This is a genomic window from Ruegeria spongiae, assembly GCF_023502395.1.
Classification (GTDB): domain Bacteria; phylum Pseudomonadota; class Alphaproteobacteria; order Rhodobacterales; family Rhodobacteraceae; genus Ruegeria_C; species Ruegeria_C spongiae.
Genome location: NZ_JAMFMB010000057.1, coordinates 1 through 13,361, shown reverse-complemented (window position 1 = coordinate 13,361; position 13,361 = coordinate 1). Strand labels below are relative to the sequence as shown.

Genomic DNA, 13,361 nt, shown 5'->3' with positions numbered 1-13,361 from the left:
GTGATCAGGTCACAGCGCGAGATAGCCAATTCCCGCAAAGGCCACGAGGCAGCCGAGCCACTGGCGCGGGCGCATCCGCTCTTTCAGGATCGCCCAGGCCAGTACCACCGTCAGCAACCCAAAGACCGAGGCCGTGACCGAGGCATATTGCGCATTGGGCAACCCGCCCGCCGCAACCACGCTGACAATGGCGCTGGCATCCAGCAGGCCCATCACACAAAGCAGGGGCAGGGCGCGCAGACCCGGCCACAGCGCCTTGCCGCTGGCCACCGCAACCATGGTCAGCGCACTGATGGCCGTCAATCGAGCAATCAGAGAAACGGCGTATTCATCGCTGAGTTCGCTGGCGTATTGGCCCAAAGCAAACGCCCCGGCAATCCCCACGGCGGCAAGCAGCGACAGGATCGCGGTCAGCCCGCTGGGCGGAATATCGGAGTCTTCCTGCTCGGGTTGCGCGGCAACGATGGACACGCCGAGACCAATCGCGATCACGGCCAACCAGTGCCACAGGTCGACCGTCGCGCCTCGCCAGATCGCCATCGCAACGGACAGAACCGGATAGCTCGCGACCAGAGGGGCGACCAGCCGCACCGGGCCACGCTGGAAAGCGGCATACATGCTGAGCCCCGCCAGCAGATAAAATCCCCCTGACGCGATTGCGTATAAAACCGCCTGGCCGTGAACCGAGCCGTACCCACCCGATGTCGCCAGCAAACCGGCCTGCAACACCGCGCCTGAGACCAATACGGTCATCAGTGACGCGATCACGCTTACCGACTGACTGATATAGCGCACCGCAAGGTCGTGGAAACCCCAGCAGACCGCCGCCAGCAGGCCAAGAGCCAGCGCGTTCATGCGACCGCTAAGAGCGTCTGTTTCGTCACGGTTTGCTCATGCTCAGTATTAGGTCCTGTCGCGTCAGCCTGCCACTGTTGTTAAACATATTTTCCTGATATGCAACAACTGGGCGATTTGTGTTTCGGCGACTCTGTTGATGGCATCCGCACTGGATCAGATTGGGGGCGAGGCGCCTGCGCGCTTTGGTCGAACGGTTTTACGGTCGTATGGAGAGCGACCCGGCGGTGCATTCCCTGCACCGGCTGCATTTTCGCGGCCATGGGCGGAACCACACAAGGCAGGCACAGTTCGAGTTTCTAAGCGGGTTTCTGGGCGGGCGGGCCTATTACTCGGAACGCTTCGGCCATATGGACCAGCGCGAGATCCACGCCCATGTACCCATTCGCGAAGCGGATGCCGAGCTGTGGCTGGAGATCTTTGATGCCGCGCTGGCCGATTGCGGCACGTCCGGTCCGGCTGTGGACAAGATGCGCGCAACTCTGCGTCGGGCACCTCCATCTTGGCGCAGCGCCCGCCAAGCGCGTCGATCAATAACTGATGGTCCAGACAGATCCCGAAATACGGACGATCGAGTTCGCGAACCCATCGCTCAATGGCGCGTTTTTCAGGGATCGACCACGGGTTGGCCTCGGTGTTCCAGACATCCATCGGGCCTCCAATGACCAGCAGCAGGTCAAACCTTTCAAGCACGGGATTAGCCTGCCCGTCATAGAGGTTCACGATCTGCACGTGATCGCCATGATCCACCATGTGATCCAGAAATGCGCCTGGATTTTCGCCTTTGGTGTGTTGGAACACGAGAATTTTCGTGGCTGATCTGTTTGGACTTGAATGAAACACTCTGGGCCGCAGCAAATGCCGCGGCCCAGATTGAAACGCGTCCCGACCGTATCAGATATCCAGCGTGTTTTCTTTTTCCCAGCGCGAGAAATGGCTGACGAAGGAATCCCATTCCTGCCGCTTCATCTTCAGAAACGCCGATGAAAACTCTTCCCCCATCATGGATTTCAGCTCTTCGTCGGCATCGTAGTCGCGAAGCGCGTCCAGCATGTTCAGCGGCAATTTCGGTGCGTCTTTGACGGTGTGGCCTTCGGCATACATGTCGATGTCGTAGCGTGGGCCGGGATCGGCCTTGCTGCGAATGCCAGACAAGCCCGCCGCGATGATGACGGATTGCAGCAGATAGGGGTTGGTCGCCCCGTCCGGAAGGCGAAGTTCGAACCGGCCCGGGCCGGGAACACGCACCATATGCGTGCGGTTGTTGCCGGTCCAGGTCACCGTGTTCGGCGCCCAGGTCGCGCCCGACATCGTGCGCGGCGCGTTGATCCGTTTGTAGGAGTTGACCGTCGGATTGGTGATCGCCGCCAGCGCGCTGGCATGTTTCATGATGCCGCCCAGAAAATGTTTGCCCTGTTCACCAAGGCCCACCTCACCGGTTTGACCGTCGCCTTCGCCAGCGAACACATTGGTTTTGGCGGCATCACCCGGCGCATCCCAGACCGAGATATGGGCATGACACCCATTGCCTGTCAGGCCTTCGACGGGTTTCGGCATGAAGGAGGCGCGCAGGCCGTGCTTTTCAGCCACCGACTTGGTCATGAACTTGAAGAAAGAGTGCTTGTCAGCGGTCTTCAGCGCGTCGTCGAACTCCCAGTTCATCTCGAACTGGCCATTGGCGTCTTCGTGGTCGTTCTGATAGGGTCCCCAGCCCAACTCCAGCATGTAATCACAGATTTCGCGCACGACGTCATAGCGGCGCATTACGGCCTGCTGATCATAGCACGGTTTCTCGGCGGTATCGAACGGGTCGCTGATCTGTTCACCATCTGGGGTCAGCAGAAAAAACTCGGCCTCGATCCCCGTTTTCACGTGCAGACCTTCATCTGCGGCCTCGTCGATCAGGCGCCGCAGCACGTTGCGGGGGGCCTGGGCGACGTCCTTGCCCTCCATCACGCAATTGCCCGCGACCCAGGCGACCTCGGGCTTCCACGGCAGTTGAATGACCGAAGAGGGGTCCGGCACCGCCAGCATGTCGGGATGCGCTGGCGTCATGTCCAGCCAGGTGGCGAACCCGGCAAAACCCGCGCCATCTTCCTGCATGTCGGAAATGGCCTGTGCGGGCACCAGTTTGGCCCGCTGGCCACCGAACAGGTCGGTGAACGAGATCATGAAGTATTTGACGCCGTTTTCTTGTGCGAAAGCTGCGAGATCTGTCGTCACGATGGCTTTCCTTTCCCTGTTGTTTTTTGGTTGTTCAAAGCAAAAACGCGGCCCCCGTGCAGGAGCCGCGTTGTATCAGATCAGAACCCTTCCTTGCCCGGGTACCAACTGGTTCCCGCCAGGGGCACGCGCGCCATCGCCGCCGCCTCCATTGTCAGGGCACACAGGTCCTCTGGTTCGAGGTTGTGCAGGTGATTGTGACCGCAGGCGCGGGCGATGGTCTGCGCCTCCAGCGTCATGACCTTGAGGTAGTTGCGCAGCCTGCGTCCGGCCTCGATCGGGTCGAGGCGCGCGGCCAGATCGGGGTCCTGCGTGGTGATACCGGCCGGGTCGAGACCTTCGTGCCAGTCATCATAGGCACCGGTGGTGGTGCCCAGCTTCTGGTATTCGGATTCCCATTTCGGATCGTTATCCCCCAGCGCCACCAGCGCGGCGGTGCCGATGGCCACCGCATCCGCACCAAGCGCCATCGCCTTGGCCACATCGGCCCCGGTGCGGATCCCGCCCGAGATCACAAGCTGCACCTCGCGATGCACGCCCAGATCCTGCAGCGCCTGAACGGCGGGGCGAATGCAGGACAAGGTTGGAATGCCGACATGTTCGATGAACACATCCTGTGTGGCGGCGGTGCCGCCCTGCATGCCGTCCATCACAACCACATCGGCCCCGGCCTTCACCGCCAGCGCGGTGTCGTAATAGGGGCGTGTCGCGCCAACCTTGATGTAGATCGGAACCTGCCAATCGGTGATCTCGCGCAGTTCGAGAATTTTGATCTCCAGGTCATCGGGGCCGGTCCAGTCCGGGTGACGGCAGGCCGAGCGCTGGTCGATGCCCTTGGGCAGCGTGCGCATCTCGGCCACGCGGTCACTGATCTTCTGCCCCAGCAGCATGCCGCCACCGCCGGGCTTTGCGCCTTGACCGACCACGATCTCGATCGCGTCTGCCTTGCGCAGGTCATTGGGGTTCATGCCATAGCGCGAGGGCAGGTATTGATAGACAAGCTTGCTGGAATGGCCGCGCTCCTCTGGCGTCATGCCACCATCCCCGGTGGTGGTTGACGTGCCCGCCGCAGATGCGCCCCGGCCCAGAGCCTCTTTTGCCGGGCCTGACAGGGCGCCAAAGCTCATGCCCGCAATGGTCACCGGGATATCCAACTGGATCGGCTTCTTGGCAAAACGGGTGCCCAGCGTCACCGAGGTGTCACAACGCTCGCGGTAACCTTCCAGCGGATAGCGCGACACCGACGCGCCCAGAAACAGCAGATCGTCGAAATGGGGAACGCGCCGCTTGGCGCCGCCACCGCGAATGTCGTAGATGCCGGTCGCCGCCGCGCGGCGGATTTCGGCATTGATCGGATTGGTGAATGTTGCCGACTGGATCGGCAGGGTGCGGGGGATCTGATCGTCCATATCTTTCATACCCATTGTCCTCAGTAGGCGGCCGACTTGTCGACATCGAAGTTATAGAGCTGACGGGCCGAGCCATAGCGTTTGAACTCTTCCGGCTTGGCATCACTGCCCGCGCGCTCCAGCAAATCCTTCAGAATCTCCAGATGCTCGGGGCGCATCTCTTTTTTGATGCAATCCGCACCGAGGCTTTTGACCGAGCCGCGCACGAACAGCCGCGCCTCATAGAGCGAGTCCCCCAGCGCATCGCCCGCATCGCCACAGACCACCAGATTGCCTGCCTGCGCCATGAAGGCCGACATATGACCGATATTGCCGTGGACCACGATGTCGATCCCTTTCATCGAGATCCCGCAGCGCGAGCTGGCATTGCCCTTGATCACCAGCAAACCGCCATGGCCCGTGGCCCCGGCATATTGGCTGGCATCGCCATTGATGATGACCTGACCGGACATCATGTTTTCCGCCACGCCGGGCCCGGCCGAGCCTTCGACCCGCACTGTCGCCTGCTGGTTCATGCCGCCACAATAATACCCGGTCGAGCCTTTGACCGTCACCTCGATCGGCGCGTCCAGCCCGACGGCAATCGCATGGCTGCCCTTCGGGTTCACAACCTCCCAACGGGTCCGGTTGGTCTCGGCGTTCTGCGCCTGCAGGGCCGCGTTCAAGCCGCGCAGGCCGTTTTCTTCTAGATCATAGGTCTGCATGTCAGGCGGCCTTTTCGTGGGTCGTGGGGCTGTCAGTGTGGGACCAGAAATAGACTGTTGACGGTTCCGGTTCCCACACCCGGGCCTCTTCGATGCCGGGCAGGTTCACCAACGCCCGGTATTCGCTGCCAAAGGCTACATATTGATCGGTTTCCGCCATCACCGCCGGTTTGCAGGCAATCGGGTCGCGGACGACGCCAAAGCCGTCCTTGGTGCCAACCAAAAAAGTGAAAAACCCGTCCAGATCATCGAGACTGGATTGCAGCGCCTCGCCCAGCGTCGCGCCGTTCATCATCTTCCAGGTCAGATAGGCGGCACCGACCTCGGTATCGTTCTCGGTCTGAATGGTCACCCCTTCGCGGCGCAGTTTGCGGCGCAGCGAGTTGTGGTTCGATAGCGAGCCGTTATGGACCAGACATTGATCCGGGCCGGTGTTGAACGGGTGCGCGCCCATCGTGGTTACTGCGGATTCGGTCGCCATCCGCGTGTGGCCGATCCCGTGTGTGCCGCTCATGCCACTGAGGTTGAAACGCGCCGCCACATCCTTGGGCAGGCCGACCTCTTTGTAGATTTCCAGGGTCTCACCGCGGCTCATGAGCCGGATCGATGGCCGGATCTCGGCCAGCGCCGCCCGCGCGGCCTCGAACTGGTCGCCGGGGATTTCCAGAACCGCATGGGTGTCGGTGATCGATTGCGTTACGCTGACCCCGAGGGCCTGTCCCAGATCCTCGGCCAGTCCGGCGAAATCCTCATCCGGGTTCGGCGATTGAACCGTCAGTTTGGTTTTACCCTGAGATTCATTGCCATAGATCGCAATTCCGGCACTGTCGGGGCCGCGATCCGTCATCGTGATCAGCATGTCTGTCAGCATGTCGCCCAGCTTGGGCGCAAGTGACTGGTCCTTAAGGAATAATCCGACAATTCCGCACATGGCAGGCAGCTCTCCTTGTGAGATTCCGTGTGAATCGACGCTATCAACAACGATGTTAAAGATCAATAATCATAGGAAAAAAGTTTTCCTGCAAGGCAAGGGGCGGGATACCTGCCATGGTTCAGAGCCGGATCAATACCGTTCCAGCTGTGCCTTACCTCAGCCAATTTGACGATGGTCTGCCCACGTCACCGGGGATTTGGCCGGATCCGGAAACGGAGCCGCCCTTGAAAGCCTGACCAACTGAGAATTGAGGTGCGAATCCACGGCTCTACGGCGTGGTTTCTGTTATCCGTCAGTTTGCCTGTGGATAGCTGATGACCGAGATATACCGCGCGGGCAGGGTGACCAGCCGTTCCGGCCCGTGCGGTGCATCGGCGTCAAAGAACAGGGTATCGCCCGGTTGCAGAGGGTAGACCTCATCGCCGTGACGATAATCCACCTCGCCTTCCAACATATAGATCGTCTCGATCCCATCATGTTGAAAGGTTGGGAACACGTCTGATTCCACCGTCAGCGTGATCAGATAAGGTTCGACGATCACACCTGATCCATTGGCGCCGATATTACCCAGCAGGTTGTATTGGTGGTTTGCGCGTGTGCCTGCCCGGTCCAGTTCGACACCTTCGCCCGCTTTGGTATGTACCGCCTCGCGCCGTTCTTCGAACCGGCGGAAAAAGGCAGTCAAAGGCACCGACAGCGCATTGGCCAGCGATTGCAACGTGGTCAGCGACGGGGAGGTGTTTCCGTTTTCGATCTTGGACAACATCCCGATCGACAACCCGGTCAGTTGCGCCAGTTCCGCCACGGTGGTGTTCTGTTGCTTGCGAAAGGCACGGACCTCGCGACCGATGGCAACTTCGAGAACTTTCTCACGCTCGCCTGTCCGGACGGAGTGGGGATCCTGTGTCAGTTTTGTCGCCAATTCTGCGTCGGTTTTTTTTAATTTCATCTCGCCAGGGTCTTGCTACACTTGGCCAAACCAGTTCGGCAAGCCGCTGCACCGAACATCCAAACCAATTTGGACTACCTTAGCACTGATTTTTCCTGATAGTAAAATAATCATGCTGACAGAAAAGCGAACCGAGATTGGGTTTCTGCTCTTTGACGGGTTTCCAATGGCCTGTCTGACCTCTTTGATCGAACCTCTGCGCGCAGCAAACGAGATCGCCGGGCAGGGGGCTTTCCGCTGGTCACTGGTCACCGAACGCGGTCAGAAAGTCCGCTCCAGCGCAGACGTGCGTTTCGAGGCCGAGCACGCGCTGTCGGAATGTCAGCCCATCGACATTCTTTTTCTGCTCAGCAGCCCGACATCACGCTTTGCCGACCCCGGCTACGGCAATGGCGTGCTGCGCAATCTGGGTCGGCACGGCACCATTCTGGGGGGGATCAGCGGTGGTGTTTTTCCATTGGTTCGCTCGGGCGTCATGACGGGACATCCCGTCTCGGTCCATTGGTGCTACGAGGCCGCGTTCGAGGCTGAATTTCCCGACATGGATGCCCGCTGCGAGGTGATCGTTTCGGACGCAACGCGCTATACTGCGGCGGGTGCGGCGGCGGCATTCGATCTTGCTCTGCATCTGATCGAAAACCGGCTGGGCGGTGATGTCGCGCATGAGGTCGCTTGCTGGTTCCAGCATCCGATGATGCGCGGCGAGGGTGTGCGGCAACAGGTTCCACGCACCGCTGCACCTGACACAGGCGACAAGCTGCCTCCGCTCGTGGCGCAATGTGTTGACCTGTTCGCGGGGCATATCAGCGACCCGATCTCGATCGCAGAAGTGGCGAACCGGACGGGCGTTACCCCGCGCCAGATAGAACGCGCTTTCAAACAGGCCACCGGCCAAAGCCCCAGCCACTATTATCGCGCCATGCGCATGAAAGCGGCCCGTCAGATGGTCGTCTATGCCAAAGACCCGATTGCAGAGATCGCTGCCGCTATCGGGTACAGTTCGGTCGCACCCCTGGTGACGCATTACCGGTCTGCCTTTGGGCTGAGCCCCAGCGAGGACCGCCGCCGCATCAATCGGTTCCGGGTCGTGGACAACGCGCCGCTGCCCTCGGTCTGATCACCGGCTCACAGAGCCGATCTCATCGCCGTCACAATTGCATGGTGCAGGGAACCGGCCGAAGATCGCGGCCCGTACAAACTGTACGCTTCGGGAGACCGGCAAAGCACAAAACACCCCAGATGGTGGATAGATGTGCGTGCAGCGTCACCGTAGGTCATCTTGCGTGTGTCCAGCGGGCAGAGCAGTTCAAGCACGGCCAAAACCTGCGCGCCGCCAAGGTCGAACCGGGTCCAGGCGTCGGTTTGTTCCGAAACTGAGGCCGTATCGCCCAACGCTGCCTTCGCCTGTTCCGCCAGATCCTCGTGGCTCTCAAATGGCGCTTCGGCGATCCATTGATCTGGCCCGGTCCAGAATGCCGCAACAGGTGCACCATCGAACCGCCCGACTCCGGGGGCAGGGGAGCCGGTCAGCTTGGTCAGCGCTTTTGCGGCTTTCTTCTCTTGGTCCAGCCGAGCCGCGACCGAGGCCAGTGCCACGCCGGGCACTTCGCTACAGGTGACCGTTCCAACCGTGTCTATGCGGGGTTCTGATCCGCCCAGGGCGGTGATTGCTACCAGATCATGCACGAAGCCGTTCTCCCTCGGGATCGACGAAATGGGCCGAGACGATCTCGACCTCGATGGTCAGGTCGGTCAGGGGCGACACAAGCCGCATCGTCTCGCCCATCCGGGCGCCACCGTTTTTCAAGAACCCCAACCCGATGTGACTATCCAGCGAGGGTGAGAAGGCGGCAGAGGTGACATAGCCCTGATCATGGGCCGCATCGACCGGACCACTGGCATCCATCAGATGCCCGCCAGCGGTGATCTTGTCGCTTTGGCTCACCGGTTTGATGCCCACTATCTTCAGCGCATCCGGCTCGTTCAGCCCTTCGCGCTCGGACAGGGTCGAGCCGATGCTGTCCTTTTTCTTCGACACCATCCGGCCCATGCCCAGATTGAGTGCCGTCGTGGTTCCGTTCAACTCGTTGCCCGCCGCGTGCCCCTTTTCGATCCGCATCACACCCAGGGCCTCGGTGCCATAAGGCACCACGTCAAACTCTTTGCCTTCTGCCATCAACCGCCGCATCAGCGCATCGCCATAACGGGACGGGACCGCGATTTCAAAGGCCAGTTCGCCCGAGAAGGAAATCCGGAACAGTCTTGCCCGCAGCCCGCCGCAGACAGTGATATTGCCACAGCCCATGAAAGGGAAACCCTCGTTCGAGATATCGAATTCTGGGTCGACAATTTTCTGCAGCAGCTTGCGCGAGTTGGGTCCGGCGACCGCATATTGTGCCCAAGCCTCGGTTGTGGAAATCAGCTGCACATCCATATCCGGAAACAGGCATTGCCGAGCAAATTCCATGTGCTGATAGACCTTGACCGCGTTGGCGGTGGTGGTGGTGACCACGAAGTGATCCTCGGCCAGCCGTGCCGCCGTGCCATCATCCATCGCAATCCCGTCTTCGCGCAACATCAGACCATAGCGGGTCTTGCCGACGGCCAGTTTGGCGAAACCGTTGCAGTAGATCCGGTTCAGGAAGGCTGCAGCATCACTGCCCTGCACATCGATCTTACCCAGGGTGGTACAGTCGCACACCCCGACCGAAGCGCGGGTCTGGCGCACCTCTCGGTCAACCGATTCCCGCCAATGGGTTTCCCCCGGCAGCGGGAACCATTGCGCGCGCAGCCAGTTGCCGACCTCGACAAACACCGCGCCGCGCTCCTTGGCCCAGTAATGCGAGGGCGTCAGGCGCGTCGGATGGAACTCCTGCCCTTTCATCCGGCCTGCGAAGGTGCCGATCGGCACGGGGGTATAAGGCGGGCGGAAAATAGTGGTGCCGGTTTCGGGAATGGATTTTCCGGCAAGCTCGGCCATGATCGCCAGACCACCCATATTCGAGGTCTTGCCCTGATCGGTTGCCATCCCCAACGTGGTATAGCGTTTCAGATGCTCGACCGAACGGAAGCCCTCTTGATGGCTGAGCTTCACATCCTTGACGGTCACATCATTCTGCTGATCCAGCCAGGCGCGAGAACAACCCTGCACATACCAGAACGGCGTTTGGAACACCGGCGCATCCTCGGCAGCAGGCAGATCGGGCAGGGACCCTGTCAGATCCAGTGCCTTCATCGCGCCCTTGGCGCCGGAACGCAGTGCTCCATAGGTGGATAGTGAACCGTTCGCCGCGCCAGCAACAGACAGTCCCGGCGGCAGATCGGCACCAGGAACAAATGCGGCCAGATCATCATTCCAGACCGGACGCCCGCGCTGATGACAGGTCAGATGCACGTTCGGGTTCCATCCACCTGAAACACCCAGCGCGCCGCATTCCAACGTCCGGGTCGAGCCGTCAGCCAGAGCGACCTCGACAAAGTTCAGGCCCAGACGACCCTTGGTGTCAGTGACCTGCGCACCGCGCAAAACCTCATAGTCGTGGTTGATCGGCGCGTCCGCGCGCACGTCGATCACGGCGGCGATCTTGACGCCTTTGGCATGCAGATCGGCGGCAGTGCGGTGCCCGTCATCATTGTTGGTAAAGATCGCCACCCGCTGCGCCGCCGTGGCCGCAAAGCGGTTGGCATACGTCCGCAGGGCGCTGGCCAGCATGATGCCGGGCCGGTCGTTATTCTCAAACGCGATCGGACGTTCTGTGGCCCCGGCGCAGAGCAAGGTGCGTTTGGCATAAATACGCCAGAGGATCTGACGCGACTTGCCTGCGGGCAGGCTTGCCAGATGATCGCCGATCCGCTCGACCGCGCCATAAATCCCGTGATCGAAGGCGCCGATCACCGTTGTGCGCGGCATCAGGCGCACATTCGGCAGCGAGGACAGCTCCGCCACGGCTTGCGCGGCCCAGTCGCTGGCAGCACCGTCGTTCAGGGCAAAGCTCTCGCTGTTCAGCCGCCCGCCAAGCGCAAAATCCTCATCCGCCAGAATAACATCCGCCCCGGCACGCCCGGCGGTCAGGGCTGCCATCAACCCGGCGGGTCCGGCCCCGATGATCAGCAGGTCGCAGTGGCGAAAGCCCTTGTCATATTCATCCGGGTCTTCTTGCATGGACAGAGACCCAAGCCCGGCAGCGCGACGGATCATCGGCTCGTAAAGCTTTTCCCAGAACGCCGCGGGCCACATGAAAGTCTTGTAATAGAATCCCGCCGACAGGAAGTTCGAAAACCGGTCATTGATCGCCAGCGCATCGAATTTCAGGCTGGGCCAGCGGTTTTGCGACCGGGCCTCCAGCCCGTCAAACATCTCAATCGTGGTGGCGCGGGTGTTGGGTTCCTGACGGTTGCCGCTGCGCAGCTCGACGATCCCGTTGGGCTCTTCGGAGCCTGCGGTCAGCACGCCGCGCGGGCGGTGGTATTTGAACGACCGCCCGATCAGGCGCACATTGTTGGCCAGCAGAGCCGAGGCAAGTGTATCGCCGGGATGTGCGGTATAGCTGCGATTGTCGAAACGGAAGTTCAAAGTGGTGTTGCGGTCGATCTGGCCGCCGCTCAGCCTGTTGCCTTGGGTCATTTGGATCGTCCCTGCGCCCGGGCCACGTCGCGGGCCAGTTCCACCTTTGAAATCTCATGGGTCACCGTGTTGCGGGTGACCACCAGCCAGGACCGGTCACCGCCTTCGTGAAACCAAAGCTCGCGGTGCTCTCCGGCGGGGTTGGCGCGCAGATAGGCGTAGTCATAAAACGCCTCTGCCGCGTTCTCGGCCTGCCAGTCGGGACGGTCAATCAGGGAGGCGTCGCCGAGATAAACAAACTCGGAACTGTCGCGCGGGCCCAGCAAGGGGTGTTGAATGATCATGCCTCTGTCCCCCTCAATGCAGGTTGGGCTGGTTGCCCATGCCCTTTTCATCAATCATGCGACCGGTGCGGAACCGGTCAAAGCGATAGGCCGTTGCGGTCGGATGCGGCGCGTCCTTCGCCAGCAGATGGGCAAAGCAGTAACCCGAGGCCGGGGTTGCCTTGAACCCGCCATAGCACCAGCCGCCGTTGAAATAGAGCCCGTCGATATGGGTCTGGTCGATGATGGGCGAGCCATCCATCGACATATCCATGATCCCGCCCCACATCCGCAGCAGCCGCGCACGGCCGATCATCGGCATCAACGCCATGCCGCCTTCGCAGACATCCTCGACCACAGGCAGGTTGCCGCGTTGGGCATAAGAGTTGTAGCCGTCCAGATCGCCGCCAAAGACCAGCCCGCCCTTGTCGGACTGGCTGACATAGAAGTGCCCCGCGCCAAAGGTGATGACGCCGGGCAGCAAGGGTTTCAGACCTTCGGACACAAAGGCCTGCAAAACGTGGCTTTCGATAGGCAGCCGCATGTCGGCCATCCCCATCAGGCGGCCCGAGTTGCCCGCAACCGCGCAGCCAACCTTGCCCGCACCGATGAACCCTTTCGAGGTCTCTACGCCCAAACATTTGCCGTTTTCGACCCGAAACCCGGTGACCTCGCAATTCTGGATGATGTCGACGCCATGGCTGTCGGCGGACCGGGCATAGCCCCAGGCCACGGCATCATGGCGCACAGTGCCACCACGACGCTGGGCCAGCCCTCCCTTGATCGGAAAGCGGGCGTCGTTGAAGTTCAGATACGGGTATTCCCGGCGCACTTGCTCGGCGTCCAGCAGTTCGGCGTCGGCCCCGTTCAGGATCATTGCATTGCCGCGCCGGGTAAAAGCATCGCGTTGCGCATCCGAATGGATCAGGTTGATGATTCCGCGTTGGCTCACCATGGCGTTGTAGTTCAGGTCTTGCTCCAATCCCTCCCACAGCTTCAGTGAGAATTCGTAGAACGGCTCATTGCCGTCCAGCAGGTAGTTGGAGCGGATGATGGTGGTGTTCCGGCCCACATTGCCGCCGCCGATCCAGCCCTTTTCAATCACCGCGACCTTGCGTTGCCCATAGACCTTGGCAAGGTAATGCGCCGTGGCCAGCCCGTGGCCGCCTCCACCAATGACGACGACGTCATAATGCGCCTTGGGTTCGGGATCGCGCCAGGCCGGTTTCCAGCCTTTGTGACCGGTAAGCGCCTCTTTGATAACCTTGAAGCCGGAATATCGCATGAATCGGACCTTTTTCACCAAATTCCACTGAAACCGGCGTCTTGGATATCCTCAAATCCGACATTGGTGATATTGAATCAGACCTCGCGTATCAGACGGCGCTCCCTTCCTTATA

The 13,361-nt window shown here is 60.8% G+C and carries 11 protein-coding genes and 2 pseudogenes; 2 read left to right on the top strand and 11 right to left on the bottom strand.

What is annotated here, in order from left to right; translation table 11 throughout:
* Positions 1–9 precede the first annotated feature (9 nt).
* Positions 10–855 (bottom strand): EamA family transporter, encoded by an 846-nt coding sequence (locus tag M3P21_RS21840; RefSeq protein ID WP_249713620.1) that lies wholly within the window; start codon positions 853–855, stop codon positions 10–12.
* A 139-nt stretch (positions 856–994) separates the two neighbouring features.
* Here M3P21_RS21840 and M3P21_RS22845 point away from each other — a divergent pair.
* Positions 995–1,364: pseudogene (locus tag M3P21_RS22845) on the top strand (globin domain-containing protein); the annotation flags it as partial.
* Positions 1,365–1,395: 31 nt separating this feature from the next.
* Here the strand turns inward: M3P21_RS22845 and M3P21_RS21830 are convergent.
* The 6 genes and pseudogenes from M3P21_RS21830 to M3P21_RS21805 all read right to left on the bottom strand — a co-directional run.
* Positions 1,396–1,608, bottom strand: a pseudogene (locus M3P21_RS21830) (glutamine amidotransferase-related protein); the annotation flags it as partial.
* 141 nt (positions 1,609–1,749) lie between these two features.
* Positions 1,750–3,078 (bottom strand): type III glutamate--ammonia ligase, encoded by a 1,329-nt coding sequence (glnT, locus tag M3P21_RS21825; RefSeq protein WP_249713617.1) that lies wholly within the window; start codon positions 3,076–3,078, stop codon positions 1,750–1,752.
* Between the two features lie 80 nt (positions 3,079–3,158).
* A complete protein-coding gene (locus M3P21_RS21820) occupies positions 3,159–4,487 on the bottom strand; it encodes an FMN-binding glutamate synthase family protein (protein ID WP_249713622.1) in 1,329 nt (442 codons plus the stop codon).
* A 20-nt stretch (positions 4,488–4,507) separates the two neighbouring features.
* On the bottom strand, positions 4,508–5,191 hold the full coding sequence (locus M3P21_RS21815) for a GXGXG domain-containing protein (protein WP_249713616.1): 684 nt from the start codon (positions 5,189–5,191) through the stop codon (positions 4,508–4,510).
* Between the two features lies 1 nt (position 5,192).
* Positions 5,193–6,122: a class II glutamine amidotransferase gene (locus tag M3P21_RS21810; RefSeq protein ID WP_249713613.1), complete on the bottom strand. Its 930-nt coding sequence runs from the start codon at positions 6,120–6,122 to the stop codon at positions 5,193–5,195.
* A 295-nt stretch (positions 6,123–6,417) separates the two neighbouring features.
* On the bottom strand, positions 6,418–7,074 hold the full coding sequence (locus M3P21_RS21805; RefSeq protein ID WP_249713610.1) for a helix-turn-helix domain-containing protein: 657 nt from the start codon (positions 7,072–7,074) through the stop codon (positions 6,418–6,420).
* 112 nt (positions 7,075–7,186) lie between these two features.
* Here M3P21_RS21805 and M3P21_RS21800 point away from each other — a divergent pair, with 112 nt between their 5' ends.
* A complete protein-coding gene (locus M3P21_RS21800) occupies positions 7,187–8,191 on the top strand; it encodes a GlxA family transcriptional regulator (protein WP_249713608.1) in 1,005 nt (334 codons plus the stop codon).
* An 8-nt stretch (positions 8,192–8,199) separates the two neighbouring features.
* Here the strand turns inward: M3P21_RS21800 and M3P21_RS21795 are convergent, their stop codons facing one another.
* The 4 genes from M3P21_RS21795 to M3P21_RS21780 are packed head-to-tail and all read right to left on the bottom strand — an operon-like array spanning position 8,200 to position 13,246.
* Positions 8,200–8,760 (bottom strand): sarcosine oxidase subunit gamma, encoded by a 561-nt coding sequence (locus tag M3P21_RS21795; RefSeq protein ID WP_249713607.1) that lies wholly within the window; start codon positions 8,758–8,760, stop codon positions 8,200–8,202.
* On the bottom strand, positions 8,753–11,698 hold the full coding sequence (locus M3P21_RS21790; RefSeq protein ID WP_249713605.1) for a sarcosine oxidase subunit alpha family protein: 2,946 nt from the start codon (positions 11,696–11,698) through the stop codon (positions 8,753–8,755). Before M3P21_RS21790 ends, M3P21_RS21795 begins: the two co-directional genes overlap by 8 nt.
* Positions 11,695–11,982: a sarcosine oxidase subunit delta gene (locus tag M3P21_RS21785; RefSeq protein WP_249713603.1), complete on the bottom strand. Its 288-nt coding sequence runs from the start codon at positions 11,980–11,982 to the stop codon at positions 11,695–11,697. The genes M3P21_RS21790 and M3P21_RS21785 overlap by 4 nt, the downstream gene beginning before the upstream one ends.
* 13 nt (positions 11,983–11,995) lie before the next feature.
* Positions 11,996–13,246, bottom strand: coding sequence for a sarcosine oxidase subunit beta family protein (locus M3P21_RS21780; protein WP_249713602.1), 1,251 nt, complete (start codon positions 13,244–13,246; stop codon positions 11,996–11,998).
* Positions 13,247–13,361: the final 115 nt, after the last annotated feature.

What these genes read in the sequence shown, in the direction of transcription:
- M3P21_RS21780 (WP_249713602.1), bottom strand. Translation starts at nt 13,246, where the DNA reads ATGCGATATTCCGGCTTCAAGGTTATCAAAGAGGCGCTTACCGGTCAC.
- M3P21_RS21810 (WP_249713613.1), bottom strand. Translation starts at nt 6,122, where the DNA reads ATGTGCGGAATTGTCGGATTATTCCTTAAGGACCAGTCACTTGCGCCC.
- M3P21_RS21805 (WP_249713610.1), bottom strand. Translation starts at nt 7,074, where the DNA reads ATGAAATTAAAAAAAACCGACGCAGAATTGGCGACAAAACTGACACAG.
- M3P21_RS21815 (WP_249713616.1), bottom strand. Translation starts at nt 5,191, where the DNA reads ATGCAGACCTATGATCTAGAAGAAAACGGCCTGCGCGGCTTGAACGCG.
- M3P21_RS21820 (WP_249713622.1), bottom strand. Translation starts at nt 4,487, where the DNA reads ATGGACGATCAGATCCCCCGCACCCTGCCGATCCAGTCGGCAACATTC.
- M3P21_RS21790 (WP_249713605.1), bottom strand. Translation starts at nt 11,698, where the DNA reads ATGACCCAAGGCAACAGGCTGAGCGGCGGCCAGATCGACCGCAACACC.
- M3P21_RS21785 (WP_249713603.1), bottom strand. Translation starts at nt 11,982, where the DNA reads ATGATCATTCAACACCCCTTGCTGGGCCCGCGCGACAGTTCCGAGTTT.
- M3P21_RS21800 (WP_249713608.1), top strand. Translation starts at nt 7,187, where the DNA reads ATGCTGACAGAAAAGCGAACCGAGATTGGGTTTCTGCTCTTTGACGGG.
- M3P21_RS21840 (WP_249713620.1), bottom strand. Translation starts at nt 855, where the DNA reads ATGAACGCGCTGGCTCTTGGCCTGCTGGCGGCGGTCTGCTGGGGTTTC.